We start from the raw sequence: 15,916 nt of genomic DNA on the forward strand, positions 1-15,916 counted from the left end.
ATTCTGATGGCGACTACAAGAAAACGTCTTGGTGATTTATTAATAGAGTCTGGTTTGCTGTCGGACGAGCAGTTGATGAGTACATTGAAGGAAAAGTCTAGGGACGAGAGACTTGGCGATGCGTTGTTGCAGCGCGGTTATATTACGGAGCAGCAATTAATTGAAGTGTTGGAGTTCCAGCTTGGAATTCCTCATGTTAACTTATTCCGTTATCCTTTTGATCCGAAGTTGTTTAACATTGTACCTAAAGGGTTAGCGCAGCAAAAAATGATTGTTCCGTTGAAAAAAGATGGAGATAAATTATTTGTCGCGATGGCGGACCCAATGGATTACAATACAATTGAAGATTTACGACTTTCCACAGGGTTTCATATAGAAACTGCGATTGCCTCAAAAGATGATATTACACGAACGATCACTAGATATTATGATGATGCATTATTTGATGACTTGTTGTTTGAAGAACCAGAAATGACTGCAAATCAGATGGAGCAACAAGATGATATTGTAGATAATGATTCTCCTGTTGTGCGTCTAGTGAACCAAATTATTTCTAGTGCGGTGTCTATGAAGTCCAGTGATATTCATATTGATCCTCAAGAACATCAAGTTATCATCCGTTTTAGAATTGACGGGAAGTTGCAGACGGAACGAGTTTTACCAAAGCATATGCAGTCCATGTTACTTGCACGGATTAAAATTATGGGGAATTTGAACATTACCGAATCTCGCATGCCTCAGGATGGTCGTATTAAAGTAATGATTGATTTCCGTCCAATTGATTTGCGGTTATCGACTTTGCCGACAGTCTTTGGTGAGAAAGTCGTTATGCGTATCTTGGACTTGAGCAGCTCGTTAAACGACATGACAAAGCTTGGTTTTGGGCCAACGAATCTAGAGCGTTTTCTCGAAGAAATTGAGAAGCCAAATGGTATCGTTCTGATATCTGGTCCAACGGGTTCTGGTAAGTCATCTACGTTATATGCAGCTTTGAATCGATTGAATAGCGAAGAAGTAAATATTATTACGATAGAAGATCCTGTGGAGTATCAATTGGAAGGAATTAATCAAATTCAAGTGAATTCCAATGTAGGATTAACATTTGCGACTGGGTTACGTTCTATTTTGCGACAAGATCCTGACGTGGTTATGGTTGGGGAAATTCGTGATAAAGAGACGGTGGAAATTGCGATACGTGCTTCATTAACTGGACACTTAGTTTTAAGCACTATCCATACAAATGATTCGGTAGCATCTATATCACGATTACTTGACATGGGTGTGGAACCATTCCTCTTGACGGCTTCATTAAATGCGATCGTGGCTCAACGATTGATACGTCGAGTTTGTCGAGATTGTGGTACCACTCAGCAGGCTACTGAACGTGAAAAAGAAATTTTTTCCAGACGTGGGAAAACGATAGAAACGATCCATCGCGGGACGGGTTGTTCTGCATGTAACATGACTGGATATCGTGGACGTATTGCGATACATGAAGTTTTGATCATTAATGCGGAATTACGAGATGCCATAAATAGCAGCGCAGCACCTACTGTATTCCGAGAGATTGCTGAGAGAAGTGAAACGATATTCCTGATAGACGATGGTTTGGATAAAGTGAAACAAGGCATTACAACTACTGAAGAAGTATTGAGAGTAGCCTTGTTAGATTAGGAGTGTTTGCCGTGACCGAAAGAATTGATCAATTACTAACTGAGGCCTTTAAAATCAAAGCATCTGATATTCACTTAACTATAGGAGTGCCGCCAGTTTTTCGAGTACATGGTGACTTGAAACGTTTTGGTGAAACTGTAATGTCTGAAGAAGACACAAAAGAAATTGCCTATCAGACAATTCCTGAAAAGATGATTCCTGCTTTTAAAGAAGCTGGACAGATTGACTATTCTTATGAAATCGCTGGCGTTTCCCGTTTTCGTGTCAACGCATTCCAACAACGCGGTGCGATTTCATTAGCATTTCGGACGATTCCTACAAAGATTCCGACGATTGATGAGTTGAATATGCCGGCAACGTTGAAGAGTTTGTCAGACACGGCACAAGGATTAATCTTAGTAACAGGTCCTACAGGTTCAGGTAAGTCCACAACACTTGCGGCAATGATTCGTTATATGAATGAAACGATGCGTAAGCATATTATTACATTGGAAGATCCCATTGAGTATATGCATACGCACGGTTCTTCTATTATTGATCAGCGTGAAGTTGGTTTTGATACGCTGTCTTTTGCGGACGGCTTGCGTGCTGCATTGCGTCAAGACCCGGATGTCATATTAGTAGGTGAGATGCGTGACTTAGAAACAATTTCTACAGCGATCACTGCTGCAGAAACTGGCCACTTAGTCCTTGCGACTTTACATACATGGAGTGCCGCATCTACGATTGATAGAATTATTGACGTATTTCCACATGGTCAGCAGGCGCAAATTCGTGTGCAGTTGGCTGGCGTTTTGAAAGCCGTCGTTTCCCAACGTTTATTCCAGACGATGGATAAGCAAGGAAGACGCGCAGCGACGGAGATTATGATAAATAATCCTGCTGTGTCGAACTTGATACGATCCGAAAAGATTCATCAGATTCCGAACGTCATTCAAACAAGCCGTGCACTTGGGATGCATATGATGGATCACTCCGTTAAAACATTGATGGAACAAAGAATCATTTCGTATGAATCAGCATTGCCGTTTTTGCAAGGGGATGATTAATAGTGGCTCGTTTTACATATGAAGGGCGAGATGCTAAAGCAATTCGTCGCGGTACTGTAACCGCGACGAATAAACGCGATGCAGCTATCAAACTTAAAGGGCAAGGAATTCGTGTAGTGAGTCTTGTGGAACAGAAAGAGACGGTCTTGACGAAAGACATAACAATTGGTAGTCCGGTTAAGCGAGATCAGTTGATCATGTTCTTGCGACAGTTTTCTACTCTTCTTCAGGCGGGGGTTACGATTGTTGATGCGGTTAGGATTTTGTCCGCACAAGTTGAGCAGGCTGCGTTTCGGAAGATCTTGACTTCGGTTCAAGAAGATTTACGTACAGGAACACCGTTATCCATAGCTTTTGGCAAACATCCTAAAGTTTTCGAACCATTAATTTTGAATATGGTAGCGGCTGGAGAAGTTTCAGGAACAGTAGATGAATCGTTGGATCAATTAGCCGAGCATTTTGAGAAAGCGTATCGCACGAGACAGAAAGTTACGTCCGCGATGGCATATCCAGTAGTCGTTGGTATTATAGCTATTGCAGTAGTCATATTTCTTTTATGGTTCGTCGTACCGATGTTCGTAGATATGTTTGATAGTGTTGGCGGACAATTACCGTGGCTAACTCGCGCTGTTATGGCGGCTAGTGGATGGATTGAAAACTACTGGTACTTGTTAATTCTAATTGTTTCAGCGATTGCCGTAGGTTATATCTTAGTCCGCAATAATCCAAAAGGGAAATATATTCTTGATACCATCTTGTTGAAATTACCTATATTCGGTAGCATTGCGCAAAAGTCTTCACTTGCAATGATGACTCGTACATTAAGTTCTATGTTCTCTAGCTCTGTGCCGATTTTACAGGCATTAACAATGACAGAAAGAGTCGTGGGGAATGAAGTTATTTCAAAAGTAATTGGTGAGTCTAGAGTATCAATGGAACGCGGCGGATCGCTAACAGAACCTATGTTAAACCACTGGGCATTTCCACCGTTAATACCTCATATGATTGCGATAGGGGAAGAGACTGGTTCTTTAGACTCCATGTTAGGAAAGGTTGCTGATTTTTATGAGAAAGAAGTAGAAGCGGCAACAGACCGCTTAAAAGCTTTAATAGAGCCTTTAATGATTGTTTTCCTCGCGGCTATAGTCGGGACTATAGTTTTGGCAATCATGTTGCCGATGTTTAGTATGTTTGAACAGATAGATAGTTTGTAACAGAAATAACAAATGTTATCTATAATTTTTATTTATTTCAATAAAACTAGTGTTATTTTCCTAATACCTCTGATATACTAGATTTATAGAGTAAGAAAAAACAAGAGGAGGAAATTATATGAAAAAGTTTATGCAGAAGAAATTAAATCAAAAAGGTTTGACGCTTGTCGAGTTACTAGCAGTTATCGTTATTTTGGGGATTATTGCTGCGATTGCAGTGCCGGCTATTGGGAATATTATTACGAATTCAAAAGTGAATGCTCTAAAGGGCGATGGACAGAATGTTTTATCGGCTGCTCAGTTGTACTTCACTGAAAATGGAAGTAAGGATACTGCAACAGTAACTACTGACATTTTAAAGACTGACGGTTTTTTGGAAGATGTAGGTGGATTTACGAAAGGAACAGGAGCTGTTGTAACGAAGAATGCTGACGGAAATACAATAAGTGGAATGTCTAAAGCTAAGGGTGTTAGTGTAGAATTTAAAGCTGCTACTAATAAGAATATAAACGATGCTCCAGTTAAAGTTGGTAACGATCAAGTTGTAGTTAACCGTAATGCAGGGGAATAATACTAGTAAGGGATTATAAAGTCGGTATATTTTTCTATTCATAGTTTTCATTAAACATTAGACTCTGCAGAGATTTCTCTTCAGAGTCTTTTTTAAATTCACTTACTAACTATAAATATTTTTTAAAACTTGCTCTTGATATTGACATAGTACTATGTGTTCGTAATAAGAAAGGTTGTGCTTAGATGAAGAACAATATTGCAGAAAACAAAGGACTTACATTAGTAGAACTACTCGCCGTTATAGTTGTTTTGGGAATAATTACAGCAATCGCAGTTCCTTCTATTAGTAGTATTCTGGAAAACACAAAAATAAAAGCGGAAAAGAATAATGCCATATTATTAATTCAAGCTGCAGATTTATATTTTATAGAACATTATGATAGAACTGGTTATATCCAATCTGTATCAATTCCCACATTGATGAGTTTAGGTTTTATAGAAGATGAAAACCTGGCTAATGATACTGTCTGGATTGCCGAAGCGAAACCTTCATGGATTTGTGGCAAAGCTGAAACAAGTAAAAATCAAGTGGAATTCCGTAAAGCGACAGTAGAAATGATTAATAATAGTGGTAGGGATACGAAAGTAGGAAAGGAAGCGTGTGGCGATATGCCAGCGATCCCTTAGAACCGTTTTCTATATTTTATATTTCATTACCTTCCCTACCAATCTTCCTTTCTACCACCGCATTTGCTATACTAACCATAACTAGTTCACTAGGAAAAAATCACCAAACACCATGAGTTTCTTGTCTGGAAGGAGTTCGTTCATGTCTATTTTATCTAATTTAAAACGCCCGCTTTCCAAACTTTCTATACCTACATTCAGCCGCAAGAAGCGTGTTTATTCGTTAACTTTAGACGATGATGCGATTCGGTACGTACGAATAAAGTCCTTGGATCCAATCGTACTAGATACAGCAAAAGAGATGCTGCTACCGGAACACGTTATCCAAGAAGGCCGAATAGCTGAAGAGGACATGCTGCGCGATGTCTTGACGGAGGTTGTGAAAGATTGGAATCTTGCGAAGCGTGACGTGGCGTTTCTGGCGCCCGATACATATGTCATTATCCGACGTGTTGCATATCCAGACACGGTGGAGGATGAAGAGCTGAAAAGCCATTTCTTTATCGAGATTGGTTCGACGATTTATTTGCCATTTGATGATCCGGTATTTGATGTCGTTCCGTATACAGCGAATAATGCACAGAATGAAGCGATTTTGATTGCGTCGAAAGAAAGTATTATGCAGACGTATGAGGAAGTGCTGAAGTCCGTAAAGTTGGAACCGGTTGTGGCGGACATTGCACCGCTTTCTCTGTATCGTCTGGCACATCATGTGCATCACTTTGAGGGGACGGAACATATTCTCCTTGCTGATTTGCGTGGGCGTAGTCTGACCGTGTCTATTTTCTATTCTCATTATCCATTGTTCATACGCTCGATGGAACTTGAGTTGCCACTCAGCATGTCGACAGGCGAAGAGCTGGAACAGCAGGTTGAGCCACTTACGATCGTCATGGAGCTCGAGAAGCTGGCGAATTTCTATCGCTTTAATTTGGCGGAGAATGATTCGGCTATTACCCATCTAGTATGGAATGGAAGCTATACACAACAAGGGGAATTATTGCAGATGGTACGAGAACGTTTAGCGATCGAAGCGCTTCCCTTGGTGAAAGAGCCGATTAGTTGTGTGGACGGAACTGCTATTACTGCGGATTTCCACCGAGTTATTGGTCTCGCGCTGAAGGAAGAGGTGTAATGCGCGTATGTTAGTCGATATAAATCTACTGCCGGAGAAGATCCGGGAGAAGACCACTTTTCTTTGGATAGCGATTGCCATCCTTTTAGTCGCTTTCATTAGTTGGGCTGTGCTTTATTTCTTCGCTCAAAAATATGATGATGAAGCTCAAAATTTACAACAATCTACATTTGAAATACAGAAACAACAAGAAGGGATTACGTCCCAAATGCGTTTGTCCGCATTTGGTCAAGAAAAAGAACAGTTAGCTGCCACGGTGGAGTTTCTGAAGGGGCATCAATATAAAACACAACCTCTTATAGAAGATCTTTCCAAAGCATTACCTGATCGAGGTTTTTTCCAAGAGCTAATGTTCACTGCGCCAAACGAAGTAACGTTGAAAGTACAATTTGATGATTTGATGGAGCCTGCGCTCTATTTAACTCGAATGAAAGCATCGTCGCTAGTTATTGATGCGACGTTCGAAGGAATTGAGACAGAAAAACTGGATGTTGAAGAACGCGAGAATGTCTTGCCTAGATATTTCGCTACCTATTTCATTCAGTTTGTGGATGACCGTGCGCTACCAGGTACAGATGCAGATGTAGACCCAAATGTGATTGAAGAGCCGCAAGAGGAAGCCCCACCTGCTGAAGAGCAACCACAGCAACTTGCACCTGAAGAACCGCAACCTCCTGTAGATGCGAATACGGAAGGGGGTGATACGGTTGAATAAGTATCTATCTAAACGTCAGATGGAAATCGGTTTGGTCGTATTGGCCTCCATATTCTTTATTGCACTCGTCTACTACACGGTGACGAACGTTTACTTGCCAGCGAAAGAAACGAAGAATCAGACAATGGCACAGTTTGCTTCAGAACGTGATGTGTTGTTTTCATTGCAAAAACAATTGGCGAATAAAGATCCGAATGAAACGGTAACGTCTGCGCCACTTCAAAAAGTCGTGCCTGTTATTCCATTAGAAGATGCATTGCTCATTCGTCTAGAGAAAGCGGAAGTAAAGTCCGAGAGTCGTATAGAAGAAATCAATTTTTCTAAAGAGGTATTTGATGGCGAACTGTTACCTGAAAATGTACAAAATCTTGAAACAGTATTAATGGAAGTTACACTCGCTGCTGATACGTATAAACAAGTGGATACGTTCATTTACGAGATTGAAGAAATGATTCGGATCATGAATGTAGAAACAATCCAATTTGAAGCGACTGCTGAGAAAACGGAAGAGGAATCTGATGTGGGTGAAATGAGAGTCGTTATTTCATTTAACGCATACTTCCGTCCGGATCTTGTCAATTTGCAAAATGAGGCGCCTAAAGTAGATGCGCCGCCACCAGCGTCGAAATTCGATCCAACGACGATTAACAAAATGATAGGTACCGAGAAAGCGGAGTAAGGAGGCAATTCATGGAATGGCTTTACAGTATATTTTTCTTCCTTTACGGCATTACGTTCGGCTCGTTCTTTAACGTCGTCGGCATGCGTGTGCCTTTAAAGGAATCCATCGTGTCGCCTCCTTCTCACTGTACGACGTGTGATCGGAATTTGACGACGGTTGATCTGGTGCCAGTTTTCTCTTATGTGTTCTTGCGTGGCAAGTGCCGAGGCTGTAAAGAGAAAATCAGTGCTCTTTATCCCGCGATGGAGTTGATCACGGGTGTGTTGTTCGTTTTTGCGTACTTGCACTTCGGATTTCAGTGGGAGCTCGTTGTAGCGTTATTGTTTACTTCGATGTTGGTTATTTTAACGGTATCTGATCTCAAGTTTATGTTGATTCCGAATAAAATTTTGGTGCCGTTTGGTATCGCGATTTTCATCTTGCGCTTCGTCAGTCCGCTGACGCCATGGTGGGATAGCTTGCTTGGAGCGGCAGTTGGGTTCGGTTTGTTGCTGTTGATTGCAGTCGTGTCGAACGGCGGTATGGGCGGTGGCGATATTAAGTTGTTCTTCGTTATCGGCTTAGTGCTCGGGACGATGCAGACGTTAGTGACACTGTTTCTCGCTTCATTAATTGGTGCGATTGTCGGACTGATCTTTTTGAAAAAGACGAAGCAAGGACGTAAGACGCCTGTGCCATTTGGTCCTTCGATTGCGGTAGCTGCACTCATTGCCTATTATTACGGCGCGCAGCTTGTCAGTTGGTATACAGGTTTGTTGAACTAAATCGGTAAATGTTTATGGACGAGACGACAACAGTCTCGTCTTTTTTTACGTTCATTTTGGTAAGGTGGAAGAAAACTAGTGGAGTGATGGAATGAATTTCCGCAGGACGTATTCAAAGAATATTGTGATTCGGGCGTTAGTGCAAGGAGTAGCGATCGGCTTGGTCGCCGTGCTAGTAATCGGGCTAACGATATCGATTACTGGAGGGAAAGAGGATAAGGCGAAAGAGACGGTGGCGACAACCGGGCCAAAGACAGAGGAGAAGGGAGGGGCAGTTGAAGGGGGAGATACGATGTTCGTCAAGCAACATGGCGTGTTTTCTAGTCAGGAAGCAGCCACTGGTTTCGTGGCAGAGAATCCGAGTCTCGCAAGTACGGCTGTCGTACCAGTAGGCGGGCAGTTCTACGTTTGGGGAGCCGTATGGCTGAAAGAGAGCGATGTTATTTTGAATGAAGGTGAAGATGCGTTCAAGAAGAGAATCACAGTCGTACCAGGTACTTGCAAGTCTGCAGATGCCAATGAAGTGAAAAAAGCATTGCTCGCAGAGGATCTATCGAAAATTGAATTGTCCAAGGATGGAAAAGCTGCGAAAAAAGACGGAGACTTTACGAAGAAAGTGACTGCCATCACTGCGTTTACAAAGGATTCTTCTGTCGCGAGATTGCATCTGTTGGCACACTATTCGAACCAAGACCCATGCTTCAAAATTCAATTTTGATCCAATATACGGGGAAGAATTGAATTTTGCCCTTTTTTCAAATCGTGTGGAATAGCGTACACTATGAAAAAGGAGGTTGTTCCAATGAAATTTATCAGTCTAAAACCTATCGTCCTCGCATCTTCTTCGCCGAGACGTAAAGAACTATTACAGCTTGCAGGAATTGATTTCACGGTGAGACCGAGTGATGTAGATGAAGATATGCCATTTACACCGGAAGAGCCATATGAGTATGCGGTTCGATTATCTGAGCGAAAGGCGCTTGCGGTATTTGAATCAGAAGAAGAGATCGTCATTGCGGCAGATACGATCGTTGTGAAAGACGGCAGAGTATTCCCGAAGCCGAAAGATGATGCGCAAGCCATTGATTTCTTGATGGAGCTCTCTGGTGAGTTGCATGAAGTGATTACAGGTGTGACGATCCTTGCGAACGGAAAGACGATACAGTTTGCTGGTTTGTCTCAAGTGAAGTTTAGGCAACTCGACGAAGAGCTTGTTCGTGCCTATGTAAAATCAGGAGATGCTTCAGATAAAGCAGGAGCTTACGGCATTCAAACGCAAGGAATGTTGTTTGTAGAAAATATGGTAGGTGATTATCAAAACATCGTAGGGTTACCGATCAGTGATGTAGTCAACCGCATGCGTCAAGAAGGGTTGCTGATTTTAGAAAGCGGTGGCGCATAATGCCTCTTGATCTGGCACCGCAAATGATGATCCGCGATGTGCATATCGCCGACAGGCCCCGTGAGCGTTTGATACGGGAAGGGGCAAGCAGTTTATCTAATCAGGAGCTCATGGCGATCCTGTTGCGTACTGGCTCCCGCTCAGAGTCTGTTCTCGTACTCGCTAACCGTGTCTTGTCGACCATTGACCGGTTGCAAGATTTGAAAGAGCTGACGGTAGACGAGATGACGAAGATTAAAGGGATCGGTGAAGCGAAGGCGGTGCAGTTATTAGCTGCAGCAGAACTCGGCAAGCGATTGTATCGGACGGCACCACATGAACGGTATAAGATCCGGTCACCTGAAGATGCCGCGAACTATTTGATGACGGATATGTCGTCGTTGAACCAAGAACATTTCGTGGTGTTATTTTTGAATGTAAAAAATGAAGTGTTACATAAGCAGACGATTTTCATTGGCAGTTTGAATTCATCTATCGTCCATCCACGTGAAGTGTTCCGTGAAGCGTTTAAACGTTCAGCAGCATCGATGATTATTTCGCATAATCACCCGAGTGGTGATACTACACCTTCAAGAGAAGATATCGAAGTGACGAAACGTCTTATGGAAGCGGGTCAGATCATGGGTGTGGATGTGCTCGATCATATCATCATCGGTGACCAGAAATTTATCAGTTTAAAAGACAAAGGCTACATCTAAAAGCATGGATTTTGTCGAGAAAAAGTGGAGAGACTGGGAAATCAGTCTCTTTTTCGATGTTTTTTGCAAACTAGCCGGGTGACACTGTAAATTAAGTTACCTTTCCGTTATAATGTGGTGTATGCTTTTAAGAACACCGATGAAGGTTTTATAGAAAGGGAGAATTGACTTGTTTGGTTTCAGATCAAGAAACGTAGGAATTGACTTGGGGACAGCCAATACTCTAGTTTTCATTAAAGATAAAGGTATTGTGCTAAGAGAACCTTCTGTCGTAGCGAAAAATACGACGACTGGTGAAATCGTTGCGGTAGGCAGTGAAGCTCATGCGATGATTGGACGTACACCGAGTTCAGTCGTGGCCATTCGCCCAATGCGAGAAGGAGTTATTGCAGATTTTGAAACAACAACTGCCATGATTCGTCATTATTTAAAAGAAGCGTTAAAATCAGCAGGAACTTCATGGACGAAGCCGACTGTTATGGTTTGTGTGCCATATGGTATTACATCTGTTGAGCAACGCGCAGTACTCGATGCTGCACGTCAAGCGGGTGCAAAAGAAGCGTATACGATTGAAGAACCTTTTGCGGCTGCAATCGGTGCGGATTTGCCAGTATGGGAACCAACCGGCAGTATGGTCGTCGATATAGGTGGAGGTACGACAGAAGTGGCAATCATTTCACTAGGCGGCATCGTGACGAGTACGTCGATCCGTGTAGGTGGAGATTCTATGGACTCAGCAATCATAACGTATATCCGTAAAGAATATAAATTGATGATCGGTGAACGTACTGCTGAAAACATCAAAATGCAAATTGGTTCGGCGTTTGATTTGGAGAAAACGGAAAAGATGGACATCCACGGTCGCGACTTATTAACAGGTCTGCCGAAAACGATGGAAATTAATTCACAAGAAATCACGAAAGCATTGCGTGAACCGATGGATTTGATTATTGAAGGTATGCGAAAGACACTTGAGCAGACACCACCTGAATTGGCGTCAGATGTCATGGAGCGTGGAATTGTCTTAACGGGTGGCGGATCATTACTTCGTAACCTCGATAAAGCTATTTCTGAAGAAACGAAAATGCCTGCATTCGTAGCGGAAAATACGCTGGACTGTGTAGTAATCGGAACAGGTAAGGCACTGGATAATTTAGAACTCATTAAGAAAATTCAATCATAATATTAATTGGAGGAGATGTAGGCAATGCCGCGTTTTTTTTCCAATAAACGATTAATCATTTTATTAGTAGGAGTAATCGTCCTTGTGGCATTAATTGCATTTTCACTTCGCGACCGAAATCATGCAAATGTTCCGGAACAAGCAGTGAAGGATGTCGTAGGTTTCGGGCAGTCGCTCGTTACGAAACCAGCCCACTTTGTGACGGGACTTATCGAAAATATTGATACGATGCTTAATACATACGAAGAAAACAAACGATTAAAAGAGCGTCTGGAAACGTATGCCGCCATGCAAGCGGAGTTAGTGGATGTCAAAGCGAATAATGTGAAGCTGCGGGGAATCATTGATAAGCAAGAGGATCTGCGCGCATTTGAGCCGATCCATTCCACGGTGATCTCCCGTAATCCCGATCAATGGGAAGAGAAGATCATCATCGACAAAGGAACAACAGCTGGAGTGGACGTCAATATGGCGGTCATGACAGCGCAAGGCTTGATAGGGAAAGTCATTTTGTCGACTCCATTCACGTCCACAGTCGAATTGATTTCAACGGAAAATAGCGATTTCCGTGTGGCGGCGATGGTAGTTGGCGAAGAGGAAATGTTTGGCTTGATCGAAGGATACGACCGAACCTCTGGTCAATTGATCATGAAGCGACTAGATTCAAGTTTCAATGTGAAAAAAGGAATGCAAGTCATATCTTCAGGTCTAGGAGGAATCTTCCCGAAAGGTATTTTAATAGGGGAGGTAACCGAAGTTTCCACGGATGACTACGGTCTGACGAAACTAGCGTATATAAAACCAGCAGCTACTTTCTCACAACTTGATCATGTGATGATTGCGAAGCGTACGATGACGGTTGTCGATGGGACCGATGGAGGCAACTCTGCAGATGCTAAAGGGGACGATGAGTCATGATTCGATTCATCATTCCTTTAATAGCTGTCCTGTTATTTTTCCTGGAACCTATATTCAGTCTGTTTTCACCGATTGACATAAACGATAATTTATATATTACCGTTCCTAGGTTCCTCATTGTCTATTTAATTTTCATTGCGACGTATTATAATAGTAAGCGAGCGATTATTTACGGATTTGTCCTTGGACTGTTGTATGATATGTATCATATTGATATTATTGGATTATACACATTCATGTATCCGCTGATTTGTTATGTTGCCGCGCTTGTAATTCGACAAATTGAGCGTCATATCGTGACGGTTATGGTATTATCAGTAGTAATGATTGTGTTACTGGAATTGTTGTCGTACTTTTTTGCTAGTGTGATTGCGTTAACGTCTATTGATTTTGGCGAATTTTTCACGAATCGACTCGTTCCGACGATGATTGCGAATGCACTATTTATCGTGATGTTCGGCTATATGTTCAAACAGATTACAGAGAAAAGATTTTTTCAAAAACAAGCAGGTTTTTAAGTATTGTGAGGTGATGTAGGTGACGAAATCACAGTTGATAACGATAAAAGGAACAAAAGACGGCTTAGTTTTACGATTGGATGACCATTGCGCATTTTCCGATTTACTAAGTGAGTTGAAAGAAAAAGTGCAGAGCAGCGTACTTGAAGGTGTGTCTGAAGTACAGTTGCATCTGGGGCATCGTTATTGTGACGAGAAAGACATGAACAAGATTCAATCGGTCATTCATACTTCCCCTCATTTACGAGTTTCGAAGGTACATAGTGACGTCATTTCGTTAAAAGAGTGTGAGAGAAAGTTGATCGAGAAGCAGTCCGAAACCTATATAGGAATCGTTCGATCGGGTCAGGTCGTAAAGGCTGATGGCGATTTGGTCATTATCGGTGATGTCAATCAGAGTGCGCAAGTCATCGCAGGCGGTAGTATTTATGTACTAGGTCGTGTCAAAGGCATCGCACATGCGGGAGCACAAGGCAATAAAGATGCAGTCATTGCTGCATCTTGGTTGGAAGCGACGCATCTGAAAATTGCGGATAAGATCGAGATCATGACCGACGAATTGACGGTTCTTTCTGAGCAACCTGAAATGGAATGTGCGTATCTTCAAAAGAATGGGCAGATTGCGATAGACCGTCTTCAGGAGCTCCGATATTTACGTCCGGACCTTGCTACATTTAAGGGAGGTATATAATTTGGGAGAAGCAATTGTTATTACTTCTGGTAAAGGTGGCGTTGGTAAAACGACAACGTCAGCCAATCTAGGCACCGCTCTTGCGTTACAAGGGAAAAAAGTGTGTTTAATCGATACAGATATCGGTCTGCGTAACTTGGACGTAATTCTAGGCTTGGAAAACCGGATCATTTATGATTTGGTCGATGTGGTGGAAGAGCGTTGTAAAGTACATCAGGCCCTTGTGAAAGATAAGCGTTTCGAGGATCGATTGTTCTTGCTGCCAGCAGCACAGACGACTGATAAGAGTGCCGTGAATCCGGAACAGATGAAGAAACTCGTTTTAGAATTAAAACAAGATTATGATTATGTTTTGATTGACTGCCCAGCAGGAATCGAGCAAGGATTTAAAAACGCAATTTCTGGTGCGGATCGCGCAATTGTCGTGACGACTCCAGAAATTTCCGCTGTGCGTGACGCAGACCGTATTATCGGACTGCTTGAAGCGGAAGAAGGATTAGAGCCACCGAAATTAATCATCAACCGCATTAGAAGCGGTATGATGGAAAGTGGCGAAACATTAGATGTCAATGAAATCACGACGCATTTGTCGATTGATTTATTAGGTATCGTAATGGATGATCAAAACGTTATCTCTGCTTCAAATAAAGGGGAACCTGTCGTGATGGACCCGACAAACCCTGCTGCCATTGGTTATCGTAATATTGCACGACGAATCTTAGGTGAGTCTGTGCCATTGATGACGATGGAGAAAAGCAAAGCTGGATTCTTCGGCAAAATCAAGAACATGTTCGGCAAATAATACAATCGTAAAACTCAGTGCCTGTTATGGTACTGAGTTTTTTTCATTCGTCATTTAATTCTCCGTCTTTTCATACACTGCAGGTAAGGGAGGGGACGTGATGAAGTGGAAAACAAAATGGATCATCGCAATTGTGCTGATGGTGTCTGTTGTAGGTTTATCCAAACTGGAAGAACGCCAGCTAGTCAATATACCCATTACGCAATATGTGACGACAGGGAAAGATTTTGTGGTGATGAAGAAGTGGGTTTCTTCCTGGATGGCAGATGATGAAGTCATCACGGTGTCCGGGGATTCCGTATTTAATCCATTTGAGACGTACGAATCGTTCCAGCCCTATCAGGACGGCGCTATTATCTCGTATACTCAACCGATGTCGATTACTTCACAAGGAAGCGGGCTAGTCGTCTTTACAGGCTATACAAGGCAGTCAGGAAAGACAGTGACTGTTCAGTATGATAACGGTGATGAGGTAACGTATGGATTTGTAGGCTCGTTCTCGACGCTTCCGTATACGGCTGTAAGGCTTGGGGATGAGATTGCGATGATGGACGAGGAAGCAGTGTATATCCGCGTGAAACGCAATGGGATACCGCTGGAGCCTACTGTGCTGGCAACGTATATGTCAGGCGGTCAGCAATGAAGTATCGTATTCATCCGGTATTGTTACCGATCTTTTTATTTTTCATGATTGTCGGTGGTGTGTCATTGTACGCGATGCTCTTATTCTCATTACTTTTTCATGAACTAGGACACGTATTGGCCGCGCGACACGTCGGAATGAAAATTAGAAGTTGTACTATCTTACCGTATGGAGGGGAATTGCAATTTGTTAATCGGCAGCTGGCAAGTAAACAGCAACGGCTGATCGTGGCGCTCGGTGGACCTGTCGCGACAGCCGTTTTGTTAGTGCTTGGCATGTGTTTGACATTCCCGGGTGATGCGCAGTTTATAAAAATTCAACTGATCTTATTAAGTGTGAATTTATTACCGATTCTACCACTTGACGGTGGACAAGTGGTGTCTGTTTTGCTGGAGACGGAGGCAACGAAATACACTACGCGCTCGAACTTCTTATTGTACTCTATCATCGTGTCAGCATCGCTTTGTGCATATTTAATTGTGTACTTACCGGACAGTTTACCTCTTGTCATTATTACATCATTTCTAGCAGTGCAAAACATTATTTCCTATCGATTTAGAAGGTACGAGCGGGTATTTGAACAGCTCACAAAAAAAGAAACTTCCTTCTTTTAAAAGATTATAGGAAT

At 42.4% G+C, this 15,916-nt stretch carries 19 protein-coding genes; all 19 read left to right on the forward strand.

The features are described 5' to 3' along the window. Window positions 1-6: 6 nt before the first annotated feature. The 19 genes from CSV64_RS04390 to CSV64_RS04480 all read left to right on the forward strand — a co-directional run bounded on the left by CSV64_RS04390 (window position 7) and on the right by CSV64_RS04480 (window position 15,902). Complete coding sequence (locus tag CSV64_RS04390) at window positions 7-1,674, forward strand: GspE/PulE family protein (protein ID WP_099632974.1); 1,668 nt, start codon at window positions 7-9, stop codon at window positions 1,672-1,674. Between the two features lie 11 nt (window positions 1,675-1,685). Next, window positions 1,686-2,723, forward strand: a complete 1,038-nt coding sequence (locus CSV64_RS04395; protein ID WP_099632975.1) for a type IV pilus twitching motility protein PilT — start codon at window positions 1,686-1,688, stop codon at window positions 2,721-2,723. 2 nt (window positions 2,724-2,725) lie between these two features. After that, window positions 2,726-3,937 carry a type II secretion system F family protein gene (locus CSV64_RS04400; RefSeq protein ID WP_099632976.1) on the forward strand — a complete coding sequence of 404 codons (1,212 nt, stop codon included), beginning with the start codon at window positions 2,726-2,728 and terminating at the stop codon, window positions 3,935-3,937. Between the two features lie 118 nt (window positions 3,938-4,055). After that, window positions 4,056-4,508, forward strand: a complete 453-nt coding sequence (locus CSV64_RS04405; RefSeq protein WP_099632977.1) for a type II secretion system protein — start codon at window positions 4,056-4,058, stop codon at window positions 4,506-4,508. A 185-nt stretch (window positions 4,509-4,693) separates the two neighbouring features. Continuing rightward, a complete protein-coding gene (locus CSV64_RS04410; RefSeq protein WP_099632978.1) occupies window positions 4,694-5,137 on the forward strand; it encodes a pilus assembly FimT family protein in 444 nt (147 codons plus the stop codon). A 142-nt stretch (window positions 5,138-5,279) separates the two neighbouring features. Next, window positions 5,280-6,272: a type IV pilus biogenesis protein PilM gene (pilM, locus tag CSV64_RS04415; protein ID WP_099632979.1), complete on the forward strand. Its 993-nt coding sequence runs from the start codon at window positions 5,280-5,282 to the stop codon at window positions 6,270-6,272. 7 nt (window positions 6,273-6,279) lie between these two features. Then, complete coding sequence (locus CSV64_RS04420; protein WP_099632980.1) at window positions 6,280-6,987, forward strand: PilN domain-containing protein; 708 nt, start codon at window positions 6,280-6,282, stop codon at window positions 6,985-6,987. Then, a complete protein-coding gene (locus CSV64_RS04425; protein ID WP_099632981.1) occupies window positions 6,980-7,666 on the forward strand; it encodes a pilus assembly protein PilO in 687 nt (228 codons plus the stop codon). Before CSV64_RS04420 ends, CSV64_RS04425 begins: the two co-directional genes overlap by 8 nt. Before the next feature lie 11 nt (window positions 7,667-7,677). Next, entirely contained in the window at window positions 7,678-8,433 is a 756-nt protein-coding gene (locus tag CSV64_RS04430) for a prepilin peptidase (protein ID WP_099632982.1), read from the forward strand. A gap of 91 nt (window positions 8,434-8,524) precedes the next feature. Next, complete coding sequence (locus tag CSV64_RS04435) at window positions 8,525-9,151, forward strand: hypothetical protein (protein ID WP_099632983.1); 627 nt, start codon at window positions 8,525-8,527, stop codon at window positions 9,149-9,151. Window positions 9,152-9,235: 84 nt separating this feature from the next. After that, a complete protein-coding gene (locus CSV64_RS04440) occupies window positions 9,236-9,835 on the forward strand; it encodes a Maf family protein (RefSeq protein ID WP_158232980.1) in 600 nt (199 codons plus the stop codon). Beyond that, window positions 9,835-10,533: a RadC family protein gene (gene radC, locus CSV64_RS04445; protein ID WP_029053688.1), complete on the forward strand. Its 699-nt coding sequence runs from the start codon at window positions 9,835-9,837 to the stop codon at window positions 10,531-10,533. The genes CSV64_RS04440 and radC overlap by 1 nt, the downstream gene beginning before the upstream one ends. Window positions 10,534-10,702: 169 nt before the next feature. Next, on the forward strand, window positions 10,703-11,716 hold the full coding sequence (locus CSV64_RS04450; protein ID WP_099632985.1) for a rod shape-determining protein: 1,014 nt from the start codon (window positions 10,703-10,705) through the stop codon (window positions 11,714-11,716). A 24-nt stretch (window positions 11,717-11,740) separates the two neighbouring features. Next, window positions 11,741-12,634: a rod shape-determining protein MreC gene (gene mreC, locus CSV64_RS04455; RefSeq protein WP_099632986.1), complete on the forward strand. Its 894-nt coding sequence runs from the start codon at window positions 11,741-11,743 to the stop codon at window positions 12,632-12,634. Then, window positions 12,631-13,152, forward strand: a complete 522-nt coding sequence (gene mreD / locus CSV64_RS04460; RefSeq protein ID WP_099632987.1) for a rod shape-determining protein MreD — start codon at window positions 12,631-12,633, stop codon at window positions 13,150-13,152. Before mreC ends, mreD begins: the two co-directional genes overlap by 4 nt. A gap of 19 nt (window positions 13,153-13,171) precedes the next feature. Then, a complete protein-coding gene (gene minC, locus CSV64_RS04465) occupies window positions 13,172-13,843 on the forward strand; it encodes a septum site-determining protein MinC (RefSeq protein ID WP_099632988.1) in 672 nt (223 codons plus the stop codon). Between the two features lies 1 nt (window position 13,844). Further along, complete coding sequence (gene minD, locus CSV64_RS04470; protein ID WP_099632989.1) at window positions 13,845-14,645, forward strand: septum site-determining protein MinD; 801 nt, start codon at window positions 13,845-13,847, stop codon at window positions 14,643-14,645. A gap of 100 nt (window positions 14,646-14,745) precedes the next feature. Then, window positions 14,746-15,288, forward strand: coding sequence for a peptidoglycan DD-metalloendopeptidase family protein (locus CSV64_RS04475; RefSeq protein ID WP_099632990.1), 543 nt, complete (start codon window positions 14,746-14,748; stop codon window positions 15,286-15,288). Continuing rightward, window positions 15,285-15,902: a metalloprotease gene (locus tag CSV64_RS04480; RefSeq protein ID WP_099632991.1), complete on the forward strand. Its 618-nt coding sequence runs from the start codon at window positions 15,285-15,287 to the stop codon at window positions 15,900-15,902. The genes CSV64_RS04475 and CSV64_RS04480 overlap by 4 nt, the downstream gene beginning before the upstream one ends. The last annotated feature ends 14 nt before the right edge of the window (window positions 15,903-15,916 follow it).

The sequence above is a fragment of the Sporosarcina sp. P32b genome, from assembly GCF_002743335.1.
Lineage (GTDB): Bacteria > Bacillota > Bacilli > Bacillales_A > Planococcaceae > Sporosarcina.